29 protein-coding genes are annotated in these 26,431 nt (G+C 70.7%); 23 read left to right on the top strand and 6 right to left on the bottom strand.

Annotated elements, in window-relative coordinates; all coding sequences use genetic code 11:
• The gene (locus G6N75_RS00170) at positions 1-309 is read right to left on the bottom strand and encodes a DUF4398 domain-containing protein (RefSeq protein ID WP_165346049.1); all 309 of its coding nucleotides are present in this window, start codon (positions 307-309) and stop codon (positions 1-3) included.
• 108 nt (positions 310-417) lie between these two features.
• Between G6N75_RS00170 and arsC the strand changes: the two genes are divergently transcribed.
• The 3 genes from arsC to G6N75_RS00155 are packed head-to-tail and all read left to right on the top strand — an operon-like array spanning position 418 to position 1,732.
• Positions 418-768, top strand: a complete 351-nt coding sequence (gene arsC / locus G6N75_RS00165; RefSeq protein WP_165346048.1) for an arsenate reductase (glutaredoxin) — start codon at positions 418-420, stop codon at positions 766-768.
• Complete coding sequence (wrbA, locus tag G6N75_RS00160; protein ID WP_165346047.1) at positions 765-1,376, top strand: NAD(P)H:quinone oxidoreductase; 612 nt, start codon at positions 765-767, stop codon at positions 1,374-1,376. The genes arsC and wrbA overlap by 4 nt, the downstream gene beginning before the upstream one ends.
• A complete protein-coding gene (locus G6N75_RS00155) occupies positions 1,373-1,732 on the top strand; it encodes a DUF2069 domain-containing protein (protein ID WP_165346046.1) in 360 nt (119 codons plus the stop codon). Before wrbA ends, G6N75_RS00155 begins: the two co-directional genes overlap by 4 nt.
• Here G6N75_RS00155 and hda read toward each other — a convergent pair.
• From hda to G6N75_RS00140, 3 genes are read right to left on the bottom strand one after another with little or no spacing between them, the layout of a single operon-like run.
• On the bottom strand, positions 1,689-2,390 hold the full coding sequence (hda, locus tag G6N75_RS00150) for a DnaA regulatory inactivator Hda (RefSeq protein WP_165346045.1): 702 nt from the start codon (positions 2,388-2,390) through the stop codon (positions 1,689-1,691). The two genes, G6N75_RS00155 and hda, sit on opposite strands and share 44 nt — an antisense overlap.
• On the bottom strand, positions 2,390-2,938 hold the full coding sequence (locus G6N75_RS00145; RefSeq protein WP_165346044.1) for a CDP-alcohol phosphatidyltransferase family protein: 549 nt from the start codon (positions 2,936-2,938) through the stop codon (positions 2,390-2,392). Before G6N75_RS00145 ends, hda begins: the two co-directional genes overlap by 1 nt.
• Positions 2,935-3,954 carry a DUF2066 domain-containing protein gene (locus G6N75_RS00140; RefSeq protein WP_165346043.1) on the bottom strand — a complete coding sequence of 340 codons (1,020 nt, stop codon included), beginning with the start codon at positions 3,952-3,954 and terminating at the stop codon, positions 2,935-2,937. The genes G6N75_RS00145 and G6N75_RS00140 overlap by 4 nt, the downstream gene beginning before the upstream one ends.
• Before the next feature lie 86 nt (positions 3,955-4,040).
• Between G6N75_RS00140 and purM the strand changes: the two genes are divergently transcribed.
• Both purM and purN read left to right on the top strand, forming a co-directional pair.
• Positions 4,041-5,069, top strand: a complete 1,029-nt coding sequence (gene purM, locus G6N75_RS00135) for a phosphoribosylformylglycinamidine cyclo-ligase (protein ID WP_165346042.1) — start codon at positions 4,041-4,043, stop codon at positions 5,067-5,069.
• On the top strand, positions 5,069-5,713 hold the full coding sequence (gene purN / locus G6N75_RS00130) for a phosphoribosylglycinamide formyltransferase (protein WP_165346041.1): 645 nt from the start codon (positions 5,069-5,071) through the stop codon (positions 5,711-5,713). The genes purM and purN overlap by 1 nt, the downstream gene beginning before the upstream one ends.
• Before the next feature lie 10 nt (positions 5,714-5,723).
• Here the strand turns inward: purN and dcd are convergent, their stop codons facing one another.
• Both dcd and apbC read right to left on the bottom strand, forming a co-directional pair.
• Positions 5,724-6,290, bottom strand: a complete 567-nt coding sequence (gene dcd, locus G6N75_RS00125; protein ID WP_165346040.1) for a dCTP deaminase — start codon at positions 6,288-6,290, stop codon at positions 5,724-5,726.
• Positions 6,290-7,384 (bottom strand): iron-sulfur cluster carrier protein ApbC, encoded by a 1,095-nt coding sequence (apbC, locus tag G6N75_RS00120; RefSeq protein ID WP_165346039.1) that lies wholly within the window; start codon positions 7,382-7,384, stop codon positions 6,290-6,292. Before apbC ends, dcd begins: the two co-directional genes overlap by 1 nt.
• A 293-nt stretch (positions 7,385-7,677) precedes the next feature.
• Here apbC and G6N75_RS00115 point away from each other — a divergent pair, with 293 nt between their 5' ends.
• The 18 genes from G6N75_RS00115 to nadB all read left to right on the top strand — a co-directional run.
• A complete protein-coding gene (locus G6N75_RS00115; RefSeq protein ID WP_165346038.1) occupies positions 7,678-10,086 on the top strand; it encodes a HEAT repeat domain-containing protein in 2,409 nt (802 codons plus the stop codon).
• 3 nt (positions 10,087-10,089) lie between these two features.
• Positions 10,090-11,181, top strand: a complete 1,092-nt coding sequence (locus G6N75_RS00110) for a PilT/PilU family type 4a pilus ATPase (RefSeq protein ID WP_165346077.1) — start codon at positions 10,090-10,092, stop codon at positions 11,179-11,181.
• Positions 11,178-12,296 carry a type IV pilus twitching motility protein PilT gene (locus G6N75_RS00105; RefSeq protein ID WP_165346037.1) on the top strand — a complete coding sequence of 373 codons (1,119 nt, stop codon included), beginning with the start codon at positions 11,178-11,180 and terminating at the stop codon, positions 12,294-12,296. Before G6N75_RS00110 ends, G6N75_RS00105 begins: the two co-directional genes overlap by 4 nt.
• Positions 12,297-12,344: 48 nt before the next feature.
• The gene (gene metG / locus G6N75_RS00100; RefSeq protein WP_165346036.1) at positions 12,345-14,375 is read left to right on the top strand and encodes a methionine--tRNA ligase; all 2,031 of its coding nucleotides are present in this window, start codon (positions 12,345-12,347) and stop codon (positions 14,373-14,375) included.
• Between the two features lie 27 nt (positions 14,376-14,402).
• The gene (gene rsxA / locus G6N75_RS00095; protein ID WP_165346035.1) at positions 14,403-14,984 is read left to right on the top strand and encodes an electron transport complex subunit RsxA; all 582 of its coding nucleotides are present in this window, start codon (positions 14,403-14,405) and stop codon (positions 14,982-14,984) included.
• A 1-nt stretch (position 14,985) separates the two neighbouring features.
• Positions 14,986-15,540, top strand: coding sequence for an electron transport complex subunit RsxB (gene rsxB, locus G6N75_RS00090; RefSeq protein WP_165346034.1), 555 nt, complete (start codon positions 14,986-14,988; stop codon positions 15,538-15,540).
• Complete coding sequence (gene rsxC / locus G6N75_RS00085; RefSeq protein WP_165346033.1) at positions 15,537-17,093, top strand: electron transport complex subunit RsxC; 1,557 nt, start codon at positions 15,537-15,539, stop codon at positions 17,091-17,093. Before rsxB ends, rsxC begins: the two co-directional genes overlap by 4 nt.
• A complete protein-coding gene (locus G6N75_RS00080; protein ID WP_165346032.1) occupies positions 17,090-18,133 on the top strand; it encodes an RnfABCDGE type electron transport complex subunit D in 1,044 nt (347 codons plus the stop codon). Before rsxC ends, G6N75_RS00080 begins: the two co-directional genes overlap by 4 nt.
• A 13-nt stretch (positions 18,134-18,146) precedes the next feature.
• The gene (gene rsxG / locus G6N75_RS00075) at positions 18,147-18,800 is read left to right on the top strand and encodes an electron transport complex subunit RsxG (RefSeq protein ID WP_165346031.1); all 654 of its coding nucleotides are present in this window, start codon (positions 18,147-18,149) and stop codon (positions 18,798-18,800) included.
• Positions 18,797-19,483, top strand: coding sequence for an electron transport complex subunit E (locus G6N75_RS00070; protein ID WP_165346030.1), 687 nt, complete (start codon positions 18,797-18,799; stop codon positions 19,481-19,483). Before rsxG ends, G6N75_RS00070 begins: the two co-directional genes overlap by 4 nt.
• A gap of 13 nt (positions 19,484-19,496) precedes the next feature.
• Positions 19,497-20,198, top strand: a complete 702-nt coding sequence (gene nth, locus G6N75_RS00065) for an endonuclease III (protein WP_165346029.1) — start codon at positions 19,497-19,499, stop codon at positions 20,196-20,198.
• Positions 20,182-20,622: a DUF1841 family protein gene (locus G6N75_RS00060; RefSeq protein ID WP_346765447.1), complete on the top strand. Its 441-nt coding sequence runs from the start codon at positions 20,182-20,184 to the stop codon at positions 20,620-20,622. Before nth ends, G6N75_RS00060 begins: the two co-directional genes overlap by 17 nt.
• A gap of 3 nt (positions 20,623-20,625) precedes the next feature.
• Positions 20,626-21,489, top strand: coding sequence for a DUF692 domain-containing protein (locus G6N75_RS00055; RefSeq protein WP_165346027.1), 864 nt, complete (start codon positions 20,626-20,628; stop codon positions 21,487-21,489).
• A complete protein-coding gene (locus G6N75_RS00050) occupies positions 21,482-22,282 on the top strand; it encodes a putative DNA-binding domain-containing protein (protein ID WP_165346026.1) in 801 nt (266 codons plus the stop codon). Before G6N75_RS00055 ends, G6N75_RS00050 begins: the two co-directional genes overlap by 8 nt.
• Positions 22,279-23,115: an ion transporter gene (locus tag G6N75_RS00045; protein ID WP_206202814.1), complete on the top strand. Its 837-nt coding sequence runs from the start codon at positions 22,279-22,281 to the stop codon at positions 23,113-23,115. The genes G6N75_RS00050 and G6N75_RS00045 overlap by 4 nt, the downstream gene beginning before the upstream one ends.
• A complete protein-coding gene (locus G6N75_RS00040; protein ID WP_165346025.1) occupies positions 23,112-24,056 on the top strand; it encodes a hypothetical protein in 945 nt (314 codons plus the stop codon). The genes G6N75_RS00045 and G6N75_RS00040 overlap by 4 nt, the downstream gene beginning before the upstream one ends.
• 136 nt (positions 24,057-24,192) lie before the next feature.
• On the top strand, positions 24,193-25,191 hold the full coding sequence (gene nadA / locus G6N75_RS00035; RefSeq protein WP_165346024.1) for a quinolinate synthase NadA: 999 nt from the start codon (positions 24,193-24,195) through the stop codon (positions 25,189-25,191).
• The coding region (gene nadB, locus G6N75_RS00030) for an L-aspartate oxidase (RefSeq protein WP_165346023.1) at positions 25,188-26,431 on the top strand (1,244 nt) is incomplete at its 3' end. The genes nadA and nadB, both read left to right, overlap by 4 nt.

Here is a 26,431-nt window from a genome sequence, read left to right as displayed (position 1 = left end):
TCAGTCCTCTTTGTCCTTGGCGGCGCGGAGCGCGTCAGCCGCCCTGCGGCGCGCCTCGCGGGCGTCGTGGCGCGCCCCGGAATAAGCGCGGTACTGGAGTTTCTGCTCGGCGCTGCTGAGCAGGCGCCGCGCCTCGCTGAGGGCCTCGGGCGCCAGCTCGGCCGCGCCCGCTTCCTCGGCGGCGTGGATCGCCTGGCGCGCGTCGCTCATCTCCTGGACGGGCGCGCTGGCACAGGCGGCAAGCACGAGCGCGGCGACCACGGTGGCACCGCGGCCAAGCCTGCGCCTCGCGCCGGGGGCGTCAATCATCGGGGACCCACTCTCAAGCTACCGGCAGGAAACAGAAACTAGCAGTCGGGGCTTTCGCCCGTCAAGCCGGACGAGGCAATGAAACCCCCGGGAAATTGGAGATAAATCATGGCAGTGACGGTCTATCATAATCCTCGTTGTTCAAAGTCGCGGCAAACCCTGGCGCTGCTCGAGGAGCACGGCGTGAAGCCCCGCGTCGTCGAGTACCTCAAGACGCCGCCCGACCGGGCCACGCTCAAGGCGCTGCTGCGCAAGCTCGGCCTGCCGGCGAGCGCGCTGGTGCGGCGCAAGGAGCCCGAGTTCAAGGCGCTCGGGCTGGATGCGCCAGGTACCAGCGAGGATGCGATCCTTGAGGCCATGGCCAGCCAGCCGAAACTGATCGAGCGGCCGATCGTGGTCGTGGGCCGGAAAGCGCGCCTGGGCCGTCCGCCCGAGGCCGTGCTGGAGATCCTGCCGTGACCCGGGTACTGGTGCTGTATTACTCCCGGAACGGGAGCACGGCGGGACTGGCGCGCCAGATCGCGCGCGGCGTCGGCACGGTGCCCGAGGCCGAAGCGGTGCTGCGCACCGTGCCGCCGGTGGCGCCGGAGACGCGCACAGCGGCCCCGCCGGTACCGGCGGACGGGGCGCCGTACGCCACCCTCGACGACCTGCGGGCCTGCGACGCGCTGGCGCTGGGCAGCCCGACGCGTTTCGGCAACATGGCCGCCGCGCTGAAATACTTCCTCGACGGCACCAGCGAGCTGTGGCTGGAGGGCGCCGTGTCCGGCAAGCCGGCCGGCGTGTTCACCTCGACGTCCACCCAGCATGGCGGCCAGGAATCGACCCTGCTGAGCATGATGATCCCGCTGCTACATCACGGCGCGCTGGTCCTCGGCCTGCCCTATACGCTGCAGGCGCTCACCGACACCCGCGGGGGCGGCACGCCCTACGGCCCCAGCCACGTCGCGGGCCGGGAGGGCGGCGACCGGCTGGACGAGGCGGAGCAGGCCCTGGCGCGGGCCCTCGGCCGCCGGCTGGCCCTGGCGGGCTCAGCCCTGGCCGCCGCGCGGGAAGAGCTCCGTTGAGCGGTGTCGCGCCGGCGCGCGCCGTGGCGATCGCCTCCCTGGCAGTCACGGGCGCCTGCCTCGCCGGCTGGCTGGCCCCGGTCGCCGGCGACGGCGGCTGGCCCGGCGTGGGGCTGCTCCTGCTCCTGCTGCTCCCGCTCGGGCTCGGAGTCATCGGCCTGGCCCGGGCGCAACCGCGCACCGCCCAGCGGCTGAGCCTGCTGCTGCCGTTCTATGCGGCGGGCTTCCTGGTCGGCGCGGTCGGCAACCCCGAGGCGCGCGGCTGGGTCACCGCCGGCGCTTTCGCCGTGGCCCTCGCCTTCGGCGCGGCCGTCAGCTGGGTGCGACGGGGCGCTCCGGACGCCCGGCCGCGATGACCTCGCGCACGAAAGGCATGGTGAGGCGACGCCCGGCGGCGAGCGAGGCCGTGTCGAGACGGTCCAGCCAGTCGCACAGGGCGCGCATGTCCCGCGGCAGCCGGCGCAGCAGGTAACGCGCCACGTCTTCGGGCAGCTCCAGCCCGCGGTGACGCGCGCGCTTGCGCAGCGCCGCGACGCGATCGTCGTCGGCCAGCGGCTCGAGCCGGAACACGCCGCCCCAGGCCAGGCGCGAGGCGAGGTCCGGCAGCACGAACCCGGCCGCGCCGGGCGCCGTCGTGGCGCTGACCACCAGGCACCCGCCGCGCTCCCACAGCGCGTTGAACAGGCCGAACAGTGCGACCTCCCAGTCCCGCTGCCCCAGCAGGCGATCGACGTCGTCGAGGCAGACCAGGGACCGGTCTTCCCAGCCGGCCAGGGTCGTCGGCCCGCCGGGCCAGAGCTCTGCCGCCGGCAGGTAGGCGGCGCCGGCATGCGCGGCGCAGGCAGCCTGCAGCAGGTGGCTCTTGCCGCTGGCGGGCGGGCCCCAGACCCAGGCTGCCGGGGCCGCCTGCGCCGGCGCGGCCAGCAGGGCGACGACCGCGCCGTTGGGCCCCGCCTCGAAGGTCTCGAACAGGGCGAAGTCCCGCAGCCGCACGGGCAGGGGCAACTGCCGCATCAGGCCTTCACGGCGCGCGCCCGCGCGCCCCACCGGATCACGTAGTCGACGCCGCTGACTACCGTCGTGGCGAGCACGCACCAGCCGAGCGCCGCGATCAGCGCCGGGGTCGGCAAGCCGAAGACGAGCTTGGCCAGGATCAGGATCACATAGGACAGCTGCAGCAGGGAATTCAACTTGCTGATCTTGCTGGGCTCGGCCTCGAACGCCCCGATCAGCCAGCGGTAGAGCCCGGCGCCGGTGACGATTACGAGATCCCGGGCCACCACGGCCAGCAGCAGCCAGGTGGGCACGTAGCCGGCCATCCAGAGCGTGATGAACGCGGTTGCCAGCAGCAGCTTGTCGGCGGCCGGGTCCAGCATGCCGCCGAGTCGGCTCTGCCAGGAGAAGCGCTTGGCCAGGAACCCGTCCACGGCGTCAGTCGCGCCGGCGACGAAGAACAGCACCAGCGCCAGCTCGTAGCGCCCGGTGACGATGCCCCAGCCCACCGGCACGGTCAGCAGGATGCGCAGCACGCAGAGCAGGTTCGGAATATCGCGGGCTCTCATCGCGCCACGCGGTAGCTGAGCTCGGCGCCGCTCCCGGCCAGGTTCCGCTCGAGCAGGCGCCCCAGGGCGACCGACTCCGCGAACGCCTCGGTGCTCCCCTGCAGCACCAGGCGGAAGATCGCGGCATCGCCGTCGAGACGCTCCAGCGACAGTGCCTGCACGGCGGTCAGCTGTTCCAGGAACAGCATCACCCGGGCATAGTCCTCGACCGAACCGAGGCCGGCCACCTCGACCAGGACCGGCCGCGACGCGCCGGAGGAGACCACCGCGAACCGGCCGGCGAACAGATCCGCCACCCGTCCGAGGCTTTCCGCGGCGCCCCCGGTCCACCGTTGCGCGCCGCCGTCCTCCAGCAGGGTCCAGCGGCCGAAGTCCCCGTCCGCGGCGCTCAACCGCCCAACCAGGACGGCGTCGGCGCCGTAGCGCCGGGACGCCTCCCGGATCGAGTCCTCGAACCCGCCCCAGACCTCGGCGAAGGAGGCCCGGGCGCGGTCCTCGGCGTCCATCAGCGGGAACATGATCGGGATGCCGCGCTGCCGGGCCGCGTCCTGCAGCGCGATGCGCAGCTCGGCCTCGAGGGGTTGCTCCGCGCCCGAGGCAACGACGAAGCGCCGCCCGCCGCCGGCATCCATCGCCACCCAGAGCAGCGTCACCGGCCGGTCCGCGCCCCATACCGGCAGTTCCAGCCGGGCGAGCTCGCTCTCCAGCGCAGCGCCGTCGAACGCCACCCACAGGCGGTCGGGCGCCGGCTGGCGGAACTGCTGCGCGTAGGCCGCGGCGTCGGCCAGCAGCGCCCCGGCCTCTGCGCGCGTCGCGATGTCGCGCCGCCCGGTGATCCGCACCAGCACTTCGCCCAGGGCCGCGCCGAACGCCGCCTCCCGGTCCTCGTCCACCATCGGCACTTCGGCCTCGTACAGGCCCTGGACCCGGTCCGCGCGGGCCGGCCCGCAAGCGAGCATCGCCGCCAGGGCCAGCGCCAGGATGAGAAGCGAAAAGACGGGATGGAAGCGACGCACTTTCGGGGTATCCTGCCTCGGCTCGAAGCGTCGGATAAAATAACACGCCACCGCCCCGGCCGGGGCCGCATACGGATGTCATCCCCATGAGCGATCGCACACCGCTGACGTACAAGGACGCCGGCGTGGACATTGACGCGGGCAACGCCCTGGTCGAGCGCATCAAGCCCGCGGTGCGCGCGACCATGCGGCCCGGCGTGCTCTCCGGCATCGGCGGCTTCGGCGGCCTGTTCGAGATCCCGGCCGGCTACCGTCGCCCCGTGCTGGTGGCCGGCACGGACGGCGTCGGCACCAAGTTGAAACTGGCGATCGACACCGGCCGCCACGACGGGGTGGGCATCGACCTGGTGGCCATGTGCGCCAACGACGTCGTGGTGCAGGGCGCCGAGCCGCTGTTCTTCCTCGACTACTACGCCACCGGCCGCCTGGACGTGGACGTCGCCGCCGCCGTGATCGCGGGCATCGCCGAAGGCTGCCGCCAGGCCGGCGCCGCGTTGCTCGGCGGCGAGACGGCCGAGCTGCCCGGCTTCTACCAGGGCGGCGAGTACGACCTGGCGGGCTTCTGCGTCGGGATCGTGGAGCACGACCGGATCATCGACGGCACGCGCGTGGCGCCGGGCGACGCGATCATCGGGCTGGCCTCCTCCGGGCTGCATTCCAACGGCTACTCGCTGGCGCGCAAGGTGCTGGAGCGCAGCGGCGCGGGGCCGGACACGGAACTGGAAGGGCGCCCGCTGTTCGACCAGCTGCTCGCGCCCACGCGCATCTACGTCAAGCCGCTGCTGGCGCTGCTGGCCGAGGTCGAGGTGCGCGCGCTGGCGCACATCACCGGCGGCGGCCTGCCGGAGAACCTGCCGCGCGTCCTGCCGGACGAGACGGCGGCGGTGATCGACGCCGCCAGCTGGCGTCGGCCGGCGGTGTTCGACTGGCTGCAGGCGGAAGGCGGGATCGCGGACGCGGAAATGTACCGCACCTTCAATTGCGGCCTGGGCATGGCAGTGGTGGTGCCGGCGGCGCAGGCCGACCGGGCCGTCGAGCTGCTGGCAGCCGAGGGCGAGCAGGCCTGGGTGGCCGGCCGCATCGAGCGCGGTGAGCGCAGGGTGGTGTTCGCCTGATGACCCGCGCGCCGCTGCCCGTCGCGGTGCTGGTGTCGGGCTTCGGCAGCAACCTGCAGGCGCTGCTCGATGCCCGGGCCCGGGGCCGGCTGCCGGTGGACTTCCGGCTGGTCGCCTCCGACCGGCCCGACGCCTACGGGTTGGAACGGGCACGGGCGGCGGGTGTCCCCACGGCGACGATCGCGCCCGCGGCAAGCGCCGACCGGGCCGCCTGGAACGCAGCACTCGGCGCCGCCCTGCGGGAGGCGGGCGCAGAGCTGGTGGTGCTGGCCGGCTTCATGCGGGTACTGGAGCCGGGCCTGGTTCGCGCCTGGGAAGGACGGATGCTCAACATTCACCCCTCCCTCCTGCCGCTGCACCGCGGGCTGCATACGCACCGGCGGACGCTGGCGGCCGGCGACCGCATGCACGGCACGAGCGTGCACTACGTCACCGAGGAGCTCGACGGCGGCCCGGTGGTGCTGCAGGCGCGCGTGCCGGTCCTGCCCGGCGACGACCCCGAGAGCCTCGCCCGCAAGGTGCAGGCCCGCGAACACGAAATCTACCCGCGGGCCGTGCGCTGGGTAGCCGAAGGCCGGCTGGAATGGAAGGACGGCGGCCCCTGGCTCTACGGCCGCCCGCTGCGGCGGCCGGTGGTCGTCTGAGGCCGACGCCTCAGGCCTTCGGCAGCGTCACCCCGCGCTGGCCCTGGTACTTGCCGCCGCGGTCGGCGTAGGACGTCTCGCAGACTTCGTCCGACTCCAGGAACAGCATCTGGGCCACGCCCTCGTTGGCATAGATCTTGGCCGGCAGCGGCGTGGTGTTGGAGAACTCCAGCGTGACGTGCCCTTCCCACTCGGGCTCGAGCGGGGTCACGTTGACGATGATCCCGCAACGCGCGTAAGTGCTCTTGCCGAGGCAGATGGTCAGCACGCTGCGCGGGATCCGGAAGTACTCCACGGTGCGCGCGAGGGCGAAAGAGTTGGGCGGGATGATGCACACGTCGGCGCTGACGTCGACGAAACTCGAGGCGTCGAAGGCCTTGGGGTCGACCACCGCCGAATTGATGTTGGTGAAGATCTTGAAGTCCGGCGCGCAGCGCACGTCGTAGCCGTAGCTGGAAGTGCCGAAGCTGACCACCTTGCGGCCGTCGACCGCCCGCACCTGGCTCGCCTCGAAAGGCTCGATCATGCCGTGCGCCTCCGCCATGCGGCGGATCCAGCGGTCGGACTTGATGCTCATCAGTCGTCCTCGAAGCTGATGGTCGGGAACTTGGCGCCCGGCAGGGCCCCGCCGGCCGCCAGGCGCGCGCACATGCGCCGGGCGATATCCAGGTAAGCGCCGGCCGCCGGACCGTCCGGATCGGCCACGACCGAAGGCTGGCCGGCATCGGCCTCCTCGCGGATGTGGATATCCAGCGGCAGGTTGCCCAGCAGCGGCACGCCGTACTGCTCCGCCATGCGCTCGCCGCCGCCGGTGCCGAAAATCGGCTCCTGGTGGCCGCAGTTGGAGCAGATGTGCAGGCTCATGTTCTCGACGATGCCCAGCACCGGCACCTTGACCTTCTCGAACATGCGCAGGCCCTTGCGGGCGTCGAGCAGCGCGATGTCCTGCGGGGTGGTGACGATGACGGCGCCGCTCACCGGCACGCGCTGGGACAGGGTCAGCTGGATGTCGCCCGTGCCCGGCGGCATGTCCACCATCAGGTAGTCGATTTCGCCCCAGTTGGTGTCGCCGAGCAGCTGCTGGAGCGCCTGGGTCACCATGGGGCCGCGCCAGATCATCGGCTGGTCCTCGTCGATGAGGAAGCCGATGGACATGCACTTGACGCCGAAGGACTCCACCGGGCTGATGCGCTTGCCGTCCTCGCTGCTCGGGCGCCGGCCCGACAGGCCGAGCATGCGCGGCTGGCTCGGCCCGTAGATGTCGGCGTCCAGGATCCCGACCTTCGCGCCCTCGGCGACCAGCGCCAGCGCCAGGTTCACGGTCGTGGTGGACTTGCCCACGCCGCCCTTGCCGGAAGCGACCGCGATGATGTTGCGAATGCCGGGGAACGGCGACAGTCCCGGCTGCACCGAGCGCGATTCCACCGCCCACTCGGTCTTGACCTTCACCCGTGACACGCCAGGCAGCTCGCCCAGCAGGCCGGAGAACTCGCGCTGCAGCTCGCGGGCGTAGCGATCCGACGGAAAGCCGAAGCGCAGGCTGACCGTCAGCTCGCCGTCCACCAGGCTGAGGTCGGCGACGGCGCCGGCCGAGACCAGGTCCTGCTCGAGGACGGGATCGACACGCTCCGCCAGCAGGCTGCGCGCACGGTCAATGGTTTCCTGGGTCATTTGAAGCCCCGCAGAGTCGCTAAACTGATGAAAGAGGCGCGCATTGTAGCCGACCCCGCGGACGCCGGCAGCACCGCTTGGAGGCCGGGCCGGCGCGGTGTACTGTACAGGGTTCGAACGCCCGGCCCGGGGGCAGGCAGGATGCCATCAGGACCGGCGCCGGGACCGTACAATGCCGGGAGCAGAAGCCGGAAAGACCACTTGAGAGACGCCCAGCCAAACCCGCTTGCACCCATGTCGCGCCGCGACCGCAGCCACCATCGATCTCGCCCCGCCGCCCCGGGAGGCCGGCGGTGAGCCTGTTCGGCGGCGCGATCGCCGACCGCATCCTGGCCGGCATCCAGGGACCCGCCGACCTGGAAGGCGACGGCGGCCGCAAGGCCGTGGCCCGCCTGCGAAAGATCGGGGTGCCCGCCATGCGCAAGACCGTTGCGCAGCTCGAGACGGCGGACGGCCCCCGCATGCAGGCGCTGTGCCGCGTGCTCGGCGTGCTGGTGTCGCCGGCCACGGTCGGCGAGGCCGTCGCCCTGATGTCGTCGAGCAACGCCAAGGCGCTCAAGGGCCTGGTGTGGGCGCTGAGCAACAGCCGCGACTACAACCCGAACAAGCTCCTCGATCATCTTGCGGACGAGCATGCGCCGCGACCGGCATTGCTCGAAATCCTCGCCGCGCAGCAGCCCCGGCTCGACGTACGCGCCTTGCTCAACCAGGCCTACCAGGCCGGGCCGACCGAGAAGGCCGCGCTGTTCAAGCTGATTGCCGCGGCGGCCGACGAAAGCCTGGTACCGGAACTGGTGAGCCGCCTCACTGGCAAGGACGTCGGCGCCAAGGCGCACATCATGGAAATCCTGTCCGGCTTCGACCGGCCGGATGTCCAGGAAGCCCTGGAGCGGGAGCTGCGCAGCGACAACAAGCTGATCCGCCAGACCGCGCTCGGGGCGCTCGAGCGCATGAGCGGGACCGCCAACATCGAGCTGCTCTGCGGCCTGCTGCGCGACCCCGACCTGGGCGTCCAGAACCGCGCCGTGGACGTGATCATCCGCAAGCGCCATCCCGACACGCTGCGCCACCTGGTCGAGGTGCTCAAGGACGAGTCCGACTTCGCGCGGCGGGCTGCAGTGGAAGTGCTCAACGAGATCGGCGACCAGGACTCGATCAAGGACCTGCTCAGCGCGCTGGGCGACGACGACTGGTGGGTCCGCGCGCGGGCCACCGACGCGCTGGCGCGGATCGGCGGGCCGCGCGTGATCGACGCCGTGCTCGGGCTGATCAACGACGAGGACGAGTCGGTGCGCCGCGCGGCGGTGGAGATCCTCAACAGCACCAAGGACGAGCGCGCGGTCCAGCACCTCATCGCTGCGACGCGCGACAAGGACTGGTGGGTGCGCGAACGCGCGGCGGATGCGCTGGGCGAAATCGGCGACGCCCGCGCCGTGCCGGCGCTGGTCGCCATGCTCGGCAGCGAATCCCGCTCGATCCCGGCCGCCGCCCGGGCACTGGGCAAGCTGGCGGGCAAGGAAGCGGTGCCCCACCTCAAGCGGCTGCTCGATCACAAGAACAAGGAAGTACGCGTCGAGGCCATGAAGGCTCTCGCCGAGGCGGTGGACCCGGCCGCGGCGGACGAAATCATCAACCGGCTGGCACGCGAAAGCGGCTCGCAGGACCCGACCGTCGCGGAGGCCGCCGCCGCGGCCGTGCAGCGGCTGCAGGAGCGCACCGGGACGGCGACCGGGACGCTGTCGGGCACCGTGGGCGGCGGGGCCGCGGCCGCCAGCGCCGCGGGCGAGCCGGGGCCGGGCGACGGCAAGGACTGGCGCGAGCTGCTGAAGGCGGCGGCCCAGTACGGCCAGACACTCGACATCACCAAGCTCGAGCCGGGCGACGTCATCGACGGCCGCTACAAGTTCGTGCGGCAGATCGGCAAGGGCGCTTTCGGCACCGTGCTGCTGGTCGAGGACCAGGTGGTGGACGAGGAGCTGGTGCTCAAGTTCCTCAACCCGGGCGTGGCCCAGGACGAGGAGATGCTGAAGCGCTTCATCCACGAGCTGCGCTACTCGCGCAAGATCACCCACCGGAACGTCATCCGGATCTATGACTTCCTGTCGCTCGGCGGGCTGTACGCCATCTCCATGGAGTACTTCCAGTCCCATCCGCTGTCGGACGAGCTGAAAGAGGAGAAACCGCTGGTGCTGGACCTCGCGCTGCAGTATGGCTCGGACATCGCCACCGGCATGTTCGTGGCGCACCAGGCCGGCGTCGTGCACCGCGACCTCAAGCCTGCCAACGTGCTCATCGACGACACGAAGCTGGTGAAGGTCGTGGACTTCGGCGTGGCCGCGGCCCGGGCCAGCGGGGACACGCAGCTCACCCGCACCGGCTATGTGATAGGCTCGCCGAAATACATGGCCCCGGAGCAGATCCTGGGCAAGAAGGTGGACGAGAAGGCGGACATCTACAGCCTCGGCGTCATCCTCTACGAGATGGTCACGGGCTTTGCGCCGTACACCCGGGGAGACCACATGTCGGTCATGTACCAGCACGTACAGGGCAAGGCCAAGCCGGCGCGCGAGCTCAATCCCGCGGTCCCGGCCGAGCTCTCGAAACTGATCAGCCGCTGCATGTCGGTGGACAAGAGCAAGCGCTTCGACACCATGGAAGAGGTGCGGGAGGCGCTGCGTCCGTTTTTCGGAATGGAGAAGTAAGCCCTGGCCAGGATCGACGCCTTCCTGCAGCTCGCCATGGCGCAGGGCTGCTCCGACATCCACCTGGCGGTGGGCGTGCCGCCCATGCTCCGGCTGCGCGGCGACCTGATGCCCATCAAGTTCCGCGACCTGTCGGCCGCCGAGCTGGAAGGCTACGTCACCGAGATCCTGACGCCGAAACAGAAGGACGTGTTCCGCCACGGCCACGACCTCGATTTCTCCTACGTCAGCGCCGAAGGGGGCCGCTTCCGCGTCAACCTCTTCCGCAAGGACACCGGCCCGGGCGCGGTATTCCGCTTCATCCCCGCCGAAGTGCCGACGCTCGAGTCGCTGGGGCTGCCGCCGATCATCCGCCAGCTGTGCGATTACCACCAGGGCATGGTCCTGGTGACCGGCGCCACCGGCACCGGCAAGTCGACCACCCTGGCGGCGATGATCGACTTCCTCAACTCGACGCGGAAGATGAATATCATCAGCCTGGAAGACCCGATCGAGTTCGTGCACAAGAGCAAGAGCTCCCAGGTGGTGCAGCGTGAGCTCGGCACGCACCTGCGCAGCTTCGCCGACGGCGTGCGGGCGGCGCTGCGCGAGGATCCCGACGTCATCCTGGTGGGCGAAATGCGCGACGCCGCGACCATCAGCATGGCCATGACGGCGGCCGAAACCGGGCACCTCGTGCTGGGCACGCTGCACACCACCGGCGCAGTCAAGACCATCGACCGCGTGATCGACGCCCTGCCCGCCGACGTGCGGGAACAGACCAAGAGCTTCCTGTCGCAGAGCCTGGTGGCGGTGATCACCCAGGTGCTGGTGAAGACGGTCGACGGGCGCGACCGCAAGGCGGTCCACGAGATCATGATCCGCAACAAGGCCATCTCGCGCCTGATCATGAGCGACCAGACGCACCTGATCCCCTCGCAGCTCCAGACCGGCAAGGACGTCGGGATGCAGCTCATGGACCAGGCGCTGATGGAGGCGATCCAGCGCCGCGAGATCGACCCGGACGACGCCTACCGCTTCGCCACCGAAAAGAAGCAGTTCGCGCGCTTTGTCACCGACACCGGCGTCCTGCCGAAACTGGACCTGGCCGAATGAGCGACCCGACGCTGACCGGCCGGCACCAACGCACCGACCTGGTGGACCGGCTGCTGCGGATGACCGTCGAGCGCGGCGGCTCGGACCTGCACCTGATCGCCCGCAATCCGCCGCGCTTCCGCCTGCATGGCGACCTGCAGACCCTCGAGCCGGACCTGCTGGACGAGCAGGAGCTGTCCACCAACCTGCAGTCGATCGCCACGCCGCTGGCGGCGGCCACCTTCGACCGCGAGGACCAGGCCGACTTCGCCTACATGATCGAGGGTGTGTCCCGCTTCCGCGTCAACGTGTTCCGGCATCTCGGCGGCATGGGCGCCGTGATGCGCGCCATCCCGTCGCAGGCCGTGTCGCTGGAGTCGCTCAAGCTGCCCGACGTGGTGCGCAGCCTGTGCCTGCACCGCCAGGGGATGATCCTGGTGACCGGCAAGACGGGCTCGGGCAAGTCCACCACCCTGGCCGCGATGATCAACGAGATCAATCGCTCGCGCAAAGGCCACATCATCACCATCGAGGACCCGATCGAGTTCCTCCACAGCCGCATCAGCTGCCTGGTCAGCCAGCGCGAAGTCGGCAACCACACCCCCAGCTTCGCCGAAGCCCTGCACTCGGCGCTGCGCGAGGATCCGGACGTGGTGCTGGTCGGCGAGCTGCGCGACCTGGAGACCATGGCCACCGCCATCACGGCCGCCGAGATGGGCATCCTGGTGATGGGCACCCTGCACACCAACGGGGCGGCGGCCACGGTGGACCGGATCGTCCACGCCTTCCCGCCGGAAAAGCAGCCGCACGTCCGGACCATGCTCTCGACCTCCCTGCGCGGGGTGATCTCCCAGCAGTTGTGCCGGCTGAAGACCGGTGACGGCCGGATTCCCGCGCTGGAGATCCTGATCAACACGCCGGCCATCGCCAACCTGTTGCGCCAGGGCAAGCTGGACCAGCTCGAAACCGCGATGCAGTCGGGGGCGGGCGTCGGGATGCGCACCATGGACGCGGCCCTGCAGGAACTCATGGACCGGCGCTTCATCACCGCCCGCGAAGCGTACGAGCGCGCCATCAACAAGGAACGCTTCCGCAAGCGCGTCGAGGATTCCGAGCCGCCGCGTCCCGGGGCCTGAGCCCCGGATATGGCATAATTTCCCGCTTAACCTCGGCGGGAAGCGATCATGAGCGACAGCCGCGAAATCCTTGTCACCAGCGCCCTGCCCTACGCCAACGGGCCGCTGCACCTCGGCCACATGGTCGAGTACATCCAGACCGACATCTGGGTGCGCTTCCAGCGCCTGCGCGGCCACCGCTGCATCTACGTCTGCGCCAGCGACGCCCATGGCACGCCGATCATGCTCAAGGCCCGCCAGGACGGGATCACGCCGGAAGCGCTGATCCGCGAGGTCCACGCCGGCCAGGTCGAGGACTTCGCCGGCTTCCTCGTGAGCTTCGACAACTACCACAGCACCCACTCGGACGAAAACCGGGCGCTGGTGGAGGAGATCTTCGCCGCGCTCGAGGCCGGCGGCCACATCGAGACCCGGGCGATCCGCCAGTCCTACGACGAGCAGGAGCAGATGTTCCTGCCGGACCGCTTCGTCCGCGGCACCTGCCCGCGCTGCGGCGCCGCCGACCAGTACGGCGACAGCTGCGAGGTCTGCGGCGCCACCTACCGGCCATCCGAGCTGGTGGACCCGGTCTCGGTCCTGTCCGGGACGCGACCGGTGGAGCGGGAATCCGAGCACCTGTTCTTCAAGCTGGGGAACTTCGAACCGCTGCTGAAGTCCTGGATGGCGGAGGGGCGCCTGCACGACAGCATGCGCAACAAGCTCGAGGAATGGTTCGAGGCGGGGCTGCAGGACTGGGACATCAGCCGCGACGCGCCGTATTTCGGGTTCGAGATCCCGGGGCGCCCCGGCAAGTATTTCTACGTCTGGCTGGACGCCCCGATCGGCTACATCGCCAGTTTCCGCCATCTTTGCGATCGCCAGCCCGAGCTGGACTTCGATGCCTGGTGGCGGCCGGGCGGCGACAAGGAGCTGTACCACTTCATCGGCAAGGACATCGTGTACTTCCATTCGCTCTTCTGGCCGGCCGTGCTGCACGGCGCCGGCTTCCGGATGCCGTCGGCGGTTTTCGCCCACGGCTTCCTCACCGTGAACGGCGAAAAGATGTCCAAGTCCCGCGGCACCTTCATTCGCGCCAGCACCTGGCTGGAGCATCTCGATCCCGAGGCCCTGCGCTACTACTACGCCACCAAGCTCGGTCCCGGCCCCGAGGACATCGACCTCAACCTCGACGACTTCGTCCAGCGGGTGAACTCCGACCTGGTCGGCAAGCTGGTCAACATCGCCAGCCGCTGCGCCGGCTTCATCCACCGCGTGGCCGACGGCCGCCTGGCGGCGGAGCTGCCCGAGCCGGAGCTGCAGGCTGCGCTGGCAGCGGCCGGCCCGGAGATCGCCGAGCATTTCGAGCAGCGCCGCTACAACCAGGCGATGCGCCAGGTCATGGCCCTGGCCGACCGGGTGAACCAGTACATCGACCGGGAAAAGCCCTGGGTGATGGCCAAGGAAGCCGGGCGCGAGCGCGAGGTGCAGGCGGCCTGCACCCAGGGACTGAACGGTTTCCGCAGCCTGGTGACCTACCTCAAGCCCGTGCTGCCGCGGCTGGCGGCGGCGGCCGAGGCCTTCCTGCGCTGCCCGCCGCTGCAGTGGGACGACGCCGGCCGGCCGCTGCTCGACCACGCCATCGGGCCGTTCGAGGCCCTGATGCAGCGGGTGGACCCGAAGGCGGTGCAGGCCCTGCTGGACGCCTCGCGCGACAGCCTCGAGAAAAAGCCCGCGCCGGCTCGCGTCGCGGCGCCGGCCGGCACAGAGGAAGGCCCGGCCGAGATCGCCATCGACGACTTCCTCAAGGTGGACCTGCGGGTAGCGCGCATCGTCGAGGCCGACTACGTGGACGGGGCCGACAAGCTGCTGAAGCTCACGCTGGACCTCGGCGACAGCCAGCGCCAGGTCTTCTCCGGCATCCGCTCGGCCTATCGCGCCGAAGACCTTCCCGGCAGGCTCACCGTCGTGGTGGCGAACCTGAAACCGCGGCAGATGCGCTTCGGCCTGTCCGAAGGGATGGTGCTGGCAGCCTCCGGCGACGGCGGCATCTTCCTGCTGGCGCCCGATGCCGGTGCCGAACCCGGCATGCGGGTGACCTGAGGCGACCTCGTCCCGGAACCTGAGGCAATGCAAGAGCTGGCTCTCATTCTCGTGGCCACCGTGCTGGTAAACAACTTCGTACTGGTGAAGTTCCTCGGCCTGTGCCCCTTCATGGGCGTGTCGAGGAAGCTGGAAACCGCGGCCGGCATGGCCCTGGCGACCACCTTCGTGCTGACCCTGTCGTCGGTCTGCAGCTACCTGGTGCAGGAGTTCCTGCTCGCCCCGCTCGGCCTCGAATACCTGCGCACCATCGCTTTCATCCTGGTGATCGCCGGCGTGGTGCAGTTCACCGAGATGGTGGTCCACAAGACGAGCCCCCTGCTCTACCAGGTGCTCGGGATCTACCTGCCGCTGATCACCACCAACTGCGCCGTCCTCGGCGTGGCGCTGTTGAACGTGCAGGAGAGCCATGGTTTCCTCGAGTCCTTCGTCTACGGCTTCGGTGCCGCCATCGGCTTCTCCCTGGTGCTGGTGCTGTTCGCCGGCGTGCGCGAGCGCATCGCCGCGGCCGACGTGCCGGCGCCCTTCCGCGGCGCCTCCATCGCCCTGGTGACGGCCGGCCTCATGTCGCTGGCCTTCATGGGTTTCGCCGGCCTGGTGCGGGGCTGACATGATTGCCGCCGTCGCCGTCATCGCCGGTATCGCGCTGCTGTTCGGCCTGGCGCTGGGCTTTGCCGCCGTGCGCTTCCGCACCGAGGGCGACCCGGTGGTCGACCGGATCGACGCCCTGCTGCCCCAGACCCAGTGCGGCCAGTGCAGTTTCGCCGGCTGCCGCCCCTACGCCGAGGCGATCGCTGCGGGCACGGCCGACATCAACCGCTGCCCTCCGGGCGGCGAGGCCACCATCCGCGCCCTGGCCGACCTGCTCGAGCGCGACCCGAAGCCGCTGGACCCGGAGAGCGGCGAGATCAAGCCGCGCACCGTGGCGGTCATCGACGAGCCGCTGTGCATCGGCTGCACGCTCTGCATCCAGGCCTGCCCGGTCGACGCCATCCTCGGCGCCGGCAAGCAGATGCATACGGTGATCGCCAGCGAGTGCACCGGTTGCGAGCTCTGTGTCGCGCCCTGCCCGGTGGACTGCATCGCCATGGTCGAAGAGCCGGTGACCCTGAAGACCTGGAAGTGGCCGCGGCCGGCCGAGCCGCTGGCGGCGGAGCGCCGGTGAAGCAGCCGGGGCTCTGGCGCTTCCATGGCGGGCTGAAGCTGGACGCGCGCACGGCGCGCGCCACCGGCGACCAGATCGGCACGATCCCGGTCCCGCCGCAGCTGGTGCTACCGCTCTCGCAGCACGTCGGCCAGCCGGCCGAGCCGATCGTGGTCCCCGGCGAACGCGTGCTCTGCGGCCAGCCGATCGCCCGTCCGAGCGGTTACGTCGGGGCCAAGGTCCATGCCTCCAGCTCCGGCACCGTGGTGGAGATCGCGAATCACCCGGTGCCGCATCCCAGCGGCCTGGCCGCGCCCTGCATCGTGATCGAGACCGACGGGCTCGACGAGCGCTGGACGGGCTATGAGCCCCTGTCCGACTACGCCGCGCTGACCGGCCCCGAGCTGCGCGCGCGGGTGCGGGCGGCGGGCGTGGTCGGCCTCGGCGGCGCCGCCTTCCCGACCGCGGTCAAGCTGGGCGCCGGATCGGGACTGAAGCTGCTGATCCTCAACGGCGCCGAATGCGAGCCCTACATCTGCTGCGACGAACTGCTGCTGCGCGAGCGCGCCGCCGAGGTGCTGGCCGGTGCCCAGATCCTGCTGCAGGCGCTGGCCATTCCCCGCTGCGTGATCGCCATCGAAAACGACAAGCCGCTGGCGCTCGAGGCCCTCGAACTGGCCATCGCCCGGGCCGCCGATCCGCGCCTCGAGGTGGTCTCGGTCCCCGCCGTCTACCCCGAGGGCGGCGAGCGCCAGCTCATCAAGGTACTCACCGGCGAAGAGGTCCCCGCCCGCGGCCTGCCGCCGGACATCGGCTACCTGTGCCACAACGTCGGCACGGCCGCGGCCGTGGCCCGGGCGGTGCTGCAGGGCGAGCCGCTGATCTCGCGCATCGTGACGGTGACCGGCGACGGCGTGGCCGGCCCGCGCAATGTCGACGTGCGCCTGGGCACGCCGATCAGCGCGCTGGTCCAGGCCTGTGGCGGCTACACGGGCGAGGCCGCGCACCTGTTGATGGGCGGCGCCATGATGGGCTTCCCCCTGGCCGACGACAGCCTGCCGGTGATCAAGGGCACCAACTGCATCGTGGTCGCTTCCCGGGAGGAAATCCGGCCCCGGGCGCCCGTCATGCCCTGCATCCGTTGCGGCGAATGCGCCGAGGTGTGCCCGGCCCAGCTGCTGCCGCAGCAGCTCTACTGGCATGCGCGCAGCGACGACCTCGAGCCGCTCGACGACTACCACCTGTTCGACTGCATCGAGTGCGGCTGCTGCGATCTCGCCTGCCCCAGCCAGATCCCGCTGACCCAGTACTTTCGCTACGCCAAGACCGAGCTGTGGGCGCGCCAGCACGACCGCGTGCGATCCGACCTCGCCCGCGAGCGTTTCGAGGCGCGGCGCGACCGGCTCGAGGCGGAGCAGGCGGCGCGCAAGCAACGGCTGGAGGAAAAGGCCAGGGCCGCCGACGAGGCCCGTGGCGACGAGCAGGCCCGCAAGGCCATGATCGATGCCGCGCTCGAGCGGGTGCAGGCCCGGCGGGACGCCGGGGCGAGCGGCCCGCCGGGGAAGGACGAATGAGGTTCGAGCTGACCCGCCCGCCCCACCTGCGCCCGGCCCGCAGCGTCACGCGGGTGATGGGGGAGGTGCTGCTCGCGCTGGTGCCGGCGACTATCGCCTGGGTATGGTTCTTCGGGCCGGGGATTCTCTACAACATGGCCGTCGCCACCCTGGTGGCCGTGGCCTGTGAAGCCGGCGCGCTGCGCCTGCGGGATCGCGCGCTGCACCCCCACCTGGCCGATCTCAGCGCCGTGGTGACGGCGGTGCTGCTGGCATTCTGCCTGCCGCCGCTGACGCCATGGTGGATCACCGCCACGGGCGCAGCCTTCGCCATCCTGTTCGCCAAGCAGCTCTACGGCGGGCTCGGGTACAACCCTTTCAATCCCGCCATGGCAGGCTACGTGGTGCTGCTGATCTCTTTTCCGGAGCAGCTCACGCGCTGGCCCTGGCCGCAGGCGGGGCTGGGCGAAATCACGCCGGTCGCGCTGGGCGCCTGGGAGACACTCCGCTTCACCCTGACCGGGGCGCTGCCGGCCGGCGTGTCCTGGGACGCGCTGAGCGGCGCCACGCCGCTGGACGACCTGCGCACCCGGCTGTCGCTGGCCGCCACGGTGGAACAGGTCCGCGCCGGGCCGTTGTACGGCCTGGTCGGCGGCCGCGGCTGGGAGTGGATCGCGCTGTGGACCGGCGTCGGGGGGCTCTACCTGCTGTGGCGCCGGGTCATTCGCTGGCAGATCCCGCTGGCGGTGATCGCCGGCCTGTGCCTGCCGGCAACACTGGCCTGGCTGCTGGCGCCGGCCACCTTCCCGCCGCCGACCTTCCACCTGTTCAGCGGCGCCGCCCTGCTCTGCGCTTTCTTCATCGCCACCGACCCGGTCTCCGCCGCCACCAGCCCGGCCGGGCGGCTGGTCTACGGCTTCGGCATCGGCGCGCTGATTTTCATCATTCGCAGCTGGGGCGGCTACCCGGACGGCGTCGCCTTCGCGGTGCTGCTGCTGAACATGGCCGTCCCGGCCATCGATCACTTCACCCGCCCGCGCACCTATGGCCACGCGGGCTGAAGTGTTGCGCAGCATGCGGCGGGCCGCCGGCCTGCTGGCGGGCTTCGCCGTGCTGGGCGCGGTGCTGGTCGCGCTCACCTGGGAGTCGACCGCGGAGCGGATCGCGGCGAACGAGCAGGACTTCCTGCTGCGCAGCCTCGCCGACGTGCTGCCGGCGGACGGCTACGACAACGCCGTACACGAGGACGCCATCACCGTGACCGACCCGGAGCTGCTCGGCACGCCGGAGCCGGTGACCGTGTATCGCGCCCGCCGCGACGGCAAGCCGGTCGCCGCAGTGCTGACGCCGACCGCGCCGGCCGGCTATAGCGGCCCGATCCGCCTGCTGGTGGGCATCCGCGCCGACGGCACCCTGGGGGGAGTGCGCGTGGTTTCGCACCGGGAAACGCCGGGACTCGGCGACAAGATCGAGGTGGAACGCAATGACTGGATCCGCGGCTTCAAGGGACGTTCCCTGCAGGACCCGCGGCCCGGGCGCTGGGCGGTGCAGCGCGACGGCGGCGTCTTCGACCAGTTCACCGGCGCGACCATCACGCCGCGGGCCGTGGTCTCGGCCGTGCGCGACGCGCTGATATACTTCGACCGCAACCGTGACGCCCTGTTCGCCGCGCCGGCCGGCGCCGCCGGGTTGCCGTCGCCAGCGGCCGGGGACGAGGAGGAGGAATGAGCGGACGCGCCGCCGAGGTCATGCGCACCGGCCTCTGGAGCAACAACCCGGGCCTGGTCCAGCTGCTGGGCCTGTGTCCCCTGCTGGCCGTCAGCACGAGTTTCGTCAACGGCCTGGGCCTCGGCATCGCCACCACCCTGGTGCTGCTGCTCTCCAACGTGACCGTCTCGCTCATCCGCGACGTGGTCCGGCCCGAGATCCGCATTCCCGTCTTCGTGCTGGTGATCGCCTCCTTCGTGACGGCGGTGGAACTGGCGATGAACGCGTGGTTCCACGAGCTGTATCGCGTGCTGGGCATCTTCATCCCGCTGATCGTCACCAACTGCGCGATCATCGGCCGCGCCGAGGCCTTCGCTTCCCGCGAGCGCCCGGGCCTGGCCGCGCTCGACGGCATCGCCATGGGGCTGGGCTTCACTGCGGTCCTGGTGACGCTCGGCGCCGCGCGCGAGCTGATCGGCCAGGGCACCCTGTTCGCCGGCGCGCACATGATGTTCGGCGAGGCGGCCCGCGCCGTCGAGCTGCAGGCGTTCGACGGCGGTTTCCTGCTGGCGCTGCTGCCGCCGGGCGCGTTTATCGGGCTCGGCCTGCTGGTCGCCGCCAAGAACCTCGTCGACGCCGGGCTGCAGCGCCGCCAGCCCGCCGCGCCGCCGCTGCCGGCCGCCGCCCCCGGCGAGGCGGCCTGAACCGCGGCCGGCGATGAACAACGCCAAGCGCCACGAGCTCTATCGCCGGCTGCGGGACGCGAATCCGCATCCCACCACGGAGCTGAACTACGAGACGCCTTTCGAGCTGCTGGTGGCCGTGGTGCTATCCGCGCAGGCCACCGACAAGGGCGTCAACAAGGCGACCGCGCGGCTGTTCCCGGCGGCGCGCACGCCCGCGGCCCTACTGGAGCTCGGCGAAGAGGGGCTGAAGCGCTACATCAGCACCATCGGGCTGTTCAACGCCAAGGCGAAGAACGTGATTGCCCTGTGCCGGATGCTCCTGGCGCAGCACGGCGGCGAGGTCCCGCGCGACCGCGCGGCCCTCGAGGCCCTGCCCGGGGTGGGCCGCAAGACCGCCAACGTGGTGCTGAACACCGCGTTCGGCGAGCCCACCATCGCCGTGGATACCCATATTTTCCGGGTCGCGAACCGCACCGGCCTGGCGCCCGGCAAGACCGTGCGCGCGGTCGAGGAGCGGCTCGAAAAGGTCACCCCGGCGGAGTTCAAGCGCGACGCCCACCACTGGCTGATCCTGCACGGCCGCTATGTCTGCAAGGCGCGCAAGCCCGACTGCCCGCACTGCATCATCCGCGACCTGTGCGACTACCGTCACAAGACCCCCGGCGAGCCGTCCTCGCCGCCGCTGCGGCGTACGACGCGCCGCAAGGATGCGGGCCGTGCTGCTGCCGAATAACCGCGAAGAACTGCGCGCCTTTTACGTCGAGGCGTGGCGCAAGCGCCGGGAGCGCCTCCCGGCGGAGCCGCTGGAAGTCCAGGTCGCGGATGTCATCGAGCAGCATCCCGAGTACCATCGATTGCTCGAGGACGACCCGGAGGCGCTGGCGCGCGACTGGACGCCCGAGGGCGGCGAGAGCAATCCCTTCCTCCACATGGGCTTGCATCTGGCGGTCCGCGAGCAGGCCGGCACCGACCGGCCGGCAGGGATCGCCGCCATCTACGGCGCGCTGGTCGCGCGGCTGGGCCGGCATGAGGCGGAGCATCGCATCGCCGAGTGCCTGGCCGAGGCCTTGTGGCAGGCGCAGCGCAATCAGCGGGCGCCGGACGACGTCTCTTACCTGGAGACGCTAAGAGCACTGGAAAGGGATACCCGCGCCTGAGTCATGGCACAGCACGACCACAGCAACAGCCAGAACACCTACCCCGTCAGCGGCGTCGGCCTCGGCCTCAGGCGGAGCATGATGGACGAGCTGATGGCGGAGCCGCCCTGGGACGTGGACTTCATGGAGGTGGCGCCCGAGAACTGGATCGGTGTCGGCGGTGCGCTGGGACGCAAGTTCTGCTGGTTCACCGATCGCTTTCCCTTCGTCGTGCACGGGCTGTCGCTGTCGCTGGGCGGGCCGGCGCCGCTGGACGAGGCCTTTCTCGGCCGGGTCCGCGAGTTCCTCGACCTGCACGGCATCCGCTACTACACCGAGCATCTCTCCTACACCGGCGACGACGGCCACCTCTACGACCTGATGCCGATTCCCTTTACCGCCGAGGCCGTGCGGCACGTGGCCGGGCGGATCCGTCGCGCCAGCGAGATCCTCGCGCGGCCGATCGCGGTGGAGAACGTTTCCTACTACGCGGCGCCGGGCCAGGAGATGCGGGAAATCGAGTTTCTCAGCGCGGTCCTGGAGGAAGCGGACTGCGGCCTGCTGCTGGACATCAACAACATCTACGTCAACGCCGTGAACCACGGCTACGACCCGCGGCAGTTCCTCGAGTCCCTGCCCGCCGAGCGCGTGGTGTACATGCACGTGGCGGGCCATTACGTCGAAGCCGAGGACCTGCGCGTCGACACGCACGGCGCGCCGGTAGCGGACCCGGTGTGGCAGCTGCTGGACCAGGCCTATGCCCGCTTCGGTCCAGTCCCGACGCTGCTGGAGCGGGACTTCAACATCCCGCCGCTGGCGGAGCTGCGCCGGGAGCTCGAGGTGATCCGCAGCCTGCAGCGCAAGCACGAGCCGGACCGCGATGAGTGAGCACGAGCGCCTGCGCCGGACCCAGCTCGAGTTCGCCGCCCATATCCGCGACCCGGAGCGGTCGCCGGCCCCGGCCGGGATCGAGGACCGCCGGCTCAACATCTACCGTGAGCTGTTCTACAACAACCTGCGTGACCTGCTGGGCCGCAGCTTTCCCGTCATCCGGCGCGTCCTCGGCGAGGACGCCTGGAGCCGGATGGTGCGCGACTGGCTGGTGCGCCACCGGGCGCAGACGCCCCTGTTCCTCGAGCTGCCGCGCGAGTTCCTGCGCTACCTCGAGGACGCGCGGGACGCGCCGGAAGACCCGCCTTTCCTGGCCGAGCTGGCGCACTACGAGTGGGTCGAGCTGGCCCTGTCGATCGACGAGCGGGACCTCGACGACACCGGCATCGAGCGCGACGGCAACCTGCTCGCCGGGCATCCCGTGCTCTCGCCGCTGGCGTGGTCGCTGGCCTACACTTGGCCGGTGCACCGCATCGCACCCGACTTCCAGCCGACCGAGCCGCCGGCCGAGCCCACGCGGCTGGTCGTCTACCGCGACCGGGCCGACGAGATCGGCTTTCTCGAGATCAACCCGGTGACGGCGCGGCTGCTGGAGCTGCTCGACCGGGCCGTGGGCGCGTCCAGCGGACGGGACTGCCTGCTGCAGATCGCCGCCGAACTCGGCCACCCGTCGCCCGACACGGTCGTGGCCGCGGGCGCCGCCATCCTCGACGACCTCCGGGCCCGGGACGTCATTCTCGGCGTGCGGCAAGAAACGGTGGCCCAGTCCACGGCCGGAGCGGCCCGGTGACCAGGGCCCGCCACGAGGCCGGCAGCGGCCCGGGCAAAGAGACGCTGTTCCGCGTCATTTTCCGCTCCGACACCCCGGCCGGGATGCTGTTCGACGTCCTGCTGATCGCCGCCATCCTGGTGAGCGTGACGGTGGTTCTGCTGAGCACGGTCTACCAGTTCAACCTGCGCCATGGCCGCATTCTCTACGCCATCGAATGGGTCTTCACCATCATCTTCACCGTGGAGTATTTCCTGCGGCTGTACTGCGTGCGCAATCGCTGGGGCTACGCCAGCAGCTTCTACGGCGTGGTCGATCTGCTGTCGGTCATCCCGACCTACCTCGGGCTGATCCTGACCGGCACCGGGCCGATGCTGGTGATCCGCGTGCTGCGGATCCTGCGCCTGTTCCGCGTGATGCACATGAACCGCTACATCGGCGAGGCCAACATCCTGCTCGAGGTGCTGAAAGCGGGCTGGCGCAAGACGCTGGTATTCGTCTATGTCGTCATCACCCTGGTGGTGGTGTTCGCCACCCTGATGCACTACGTGGAAGGTCCCGAGGCCGGCTTCACCAGCATCCCGATGAGCATGTACTGGGCGATCGTGACCCTCACCACGGTCGGCTACGGCGATATCACCCCGGTCACTCCGCTGGGCAAGTTCATCGCCTCGGTGATCATGATCACCGGTTACGGAATCATCGCCGTGCCGATGGGCATCTTCTTCAGCGAGTTCTACCAGGCCAGCAACCGGCGGCGCGGCCGGCGCACCTGCGCCGAGTGCGGCCTGAAGGGTCACGAGGCGGACGCCCACCACTGCCGCATGTGCGGCGCGGCGCTCGAGCAGTCATGAGCGGCGACCTCACGGTCGGGCTGAACGCCGTCATCATCTCGGTGCGGGAGGACGCGCCTCGGGTGCTGACGGTGAGCGACGAGTCAGACCTGCCGATGCTGCCCTCCGGGGCGTTCGACCCGGAACAGGACCGCACCCTGGAGCTCGGGCTGCGCGACTGGGTCCGGCGCCAGACCGGCCGCGAGCTCGGCTACGTCGAACAGCTCTACACCTTCGGCGACCAGGGCCGCGACCCCCGCGAACGGGCCGGCGGCCCGCGCATGCTTTCGGTCGCCTACCTCGCCCTCACCCAGGACCTGCCGGCCGAAGCGGCCGGCGGCCGCTGGATGGGCTGCTACGGCTTCCTGCCCTGGGAAGACTGGCGCCACGACCGGCCGGCGATCCTCGATCCCATCGGCGAGGCGCTGGCGGCCTGGGCGCGCCAGGGCCGCGCCAGGAAGGAACGCGAGCGGCGCACCGAGCGGACCGAGATCTGCTTCGGCCTCGGCGGCGCCGGCTGGGACGGCTACCGGGTACTGGAGCGCTACGAACTGCTGTACGAGGCGGGCCTTACGGCCGAGTCCTGGTTCGACCGCGGCGCCCGGCCGTCGGCCGAGGCGCCCCTGTTCGGCAAGCCGATGGCCCACGACCACCGCCGCATCCTGGCCACGGGGCTGGCCCGCCTGCGCGGCAAGCTGCGTTACCGACCGCTGGTCTTCGAACTGGTCGAGGAGCAGTTCACCCTCGCCCAGCTGCAGCGCGTGGTCGAGGCGCTGGCCGGACTGCCCCTGCACACGCAGAACTTCCGCCGCCTGGTGGAGCGCGGCGGGCTGGTCGAGAAGACCGGCCGGATCGATACGCACACCGGCGGCCGGCCGGCCGAGCTGTACCGCTTCCGCCGCGAGGTCCTGCGGGAGCGGCGAGCACCCGGGGTGGGCGCGCTCAGCTACCGCGGCCGCTGATGGGGACTGTCCCCGGGACAGTCCCCAGGACATGGCCTGGCACTGGACATTGCTTATGCTCCCGCGTAGCATAAGCCCCGGCCTGTGATTCGGCCTTTTTTTGGACAGCAGTATTGCTCATTTTGAGTATAAGTAGATGACGACACACCTCAGTTACACGCCCGAGGTCGCGCGCCAGACGCGAGCCATTTACGACCGCGTCCGGCACGTGATCCCGGAGGCCGAGTGGGGCGTGCACGCGCCCTATGTGGCCGCCATCAACGAGCTCAAGCGCGAGCTCAACGCCGTGTTGCTGGTCCACAACTACCAGACGCCGGAGATCTTCCACGGCGTGGCCGACTACACCGGCGACTCCCTCGGCTTGGCGCGCGAAGCCGCCAAGACCGACGCCGACATCATCGTTCAGTGCGGCGTCCACTTCATGGCGGAGACCTCGAAGATCCTCTGCCCCGACAAGAAGGTCCTGATCCCGGACCTGCGGGCCGGCTGCTCGCTGGCGGAGTCCATCACCGGCGCCGACGTGCGCCGGCTGAAGGCGCAGTACCCCGGCGTGCCGGTGGTCACCTACGTCAACACCAGCGCCGACGTGAAGGCGGAGTCGGACATCTGCTGCACCTCCGGCAACGCGGTGCGCATTGTCGAGTCGCTGGGCGTGGACCGCGTGATCTTCCTGCCGGACCAGTACCTCGGCCGCTACGTCGCCGACCAGACCGACGTGGAGCTGATCCTCTGGGAGGGCGCCTGCGAGGTGCACGAGCGCTTCACCGGCCAGGAACTGCGCGACTACCGCCGGCAGTTCGACCACATCCGCGTCATCGCCCACCCCGAGTGCCCGCCGGACGTGCTGGCGGAGGCCGATTACGTCGGTTCCACCAAGGGCATGATCGACTGGGTCGGGGACCACCGACCGGAGCGCGTGGTGATGATCACCGAATGCTCGATGAGCGACAACGTCGCGGTCGAGCACCCGGAAGTCGAGTTCGTGCGGCCCTGCAACCTGTGCCCGCACATGAAGCGCATCACGCTGCCGAAGATCCTGCACTCGCTGCAGACCGGCACCCACGAGATCCTCATCGATCCCGAGGTCGCGCGGCGCGCCCGCGGGGCCGTCGAGGCCATGCTCGAGGTCGCATGAACCAGCGCGACGGCAGCGACATTCTCGTCATCGGCGCGGGCGTTGCCGGCGCCTCGGCGGCGCTGCGGCTGGCCGACGCCGGCCGCCGCGTCACCGTGCTGGCGCGCACCGCGCTGGAGGATTCGGCCAGCAACCAGGCCATGGGCGGCATCGCTGCGGCCATCGGCCCGGATGACGCCCCTGCCCTGCACCTGGCGGACACCCTGGCGGCCGGCGGCGAGCTGTGCCGCGAGTCGACCGTGCGGGGCGTGGTGGAACGCGCCCCGGACGCGATCGAGTGGCTGCTCGACCAGGGCGCAGCGTTCGATCGGCGCGACGGCGCGCTCGATTTGACCCGCGAGGGCGGCCACAGCCGGCGCCGGGTGGTGCACGCGGCCGACACCACGGGACGGGCCGTGATGCAGGCGCTGCTGCGGCGCCTGCGCGCCCATCCCGGCATCACCCTGCTGGAACAGCACGCGGCGGTCGACCTGCTGGTGGAACCGGAGCCGGGCGCGCCGGGCGCGCGGGCCTGCCGCGGCGCCCAGGTGCTGGACCTGGAACGCGGGCTGCTGCGCACCCTGCATGCCGACCACGTGGTCCTGGCCACCGGCGGCGCCTCGGGCATCTACGCCATCTCGACCAACCGCTCCCGGCCGGTGGGCGACGGGATCGCCCTGGCCTGGCGTGCCGGCTGCCGCGTGGCGGACCTGGAGATGATGCAGTTCCACCCGACGGCCCTGCGTCATCCCGGGGCCGAGGGCTGGCTGGTGACCGAGGCGGTGCGCGGCGAAGGGGGCCGGCTCCTGCTGCCCGACGGCGAGCGCTTCATGCATCGCTATGACGCGCGCGGCGAACTCGCGCCCCGCGACGTCGTCGCCCGGGCCATCCATACTGAGATGGCTGCCCACAAGCTGGAGTACGTGCTGCTGGACATCAGCCACGCCGGCGCCGGCTTCATCCGGACCCACTTCCCGAACACCTTGGAGCACTGCCTGGCCGTGGGCATCGACATCACCCGCGAGCCCATCCCGGTCGCGCCGGCGGCGCACTACACCTGCGGGGGCGTGGTGACCGGCGGCGCCGGGCAGACGGACGTGGCGGGCCTGTACGCCATCGGCGAGACGGCCTGGACCGGCCTGCACGGCGCCAACCGGCTGGCCAGCAACTCCCTGTTGGAGGGGCTGGTCTACGGCGAGGCCGTGACGGCGGCGATCCTGGCCGACGTGCCGCGCGGCCCGGCCCGGCCGGGCGCCGGCGG

It is taken from the genome of Thioalkalivibrio sp. XN8 (assembly GCF_011058255.1).
Classification (GTDB): domain Bacteria; phylum Pseudomonadota; class Gammaproteobacteria; order Steroidobacterales; family XN24; genus XN24.
Note: the sequence above shows the minus strand (reverse complement) of the source record. Positions and strands in the feature narration are given on the sequence as shown.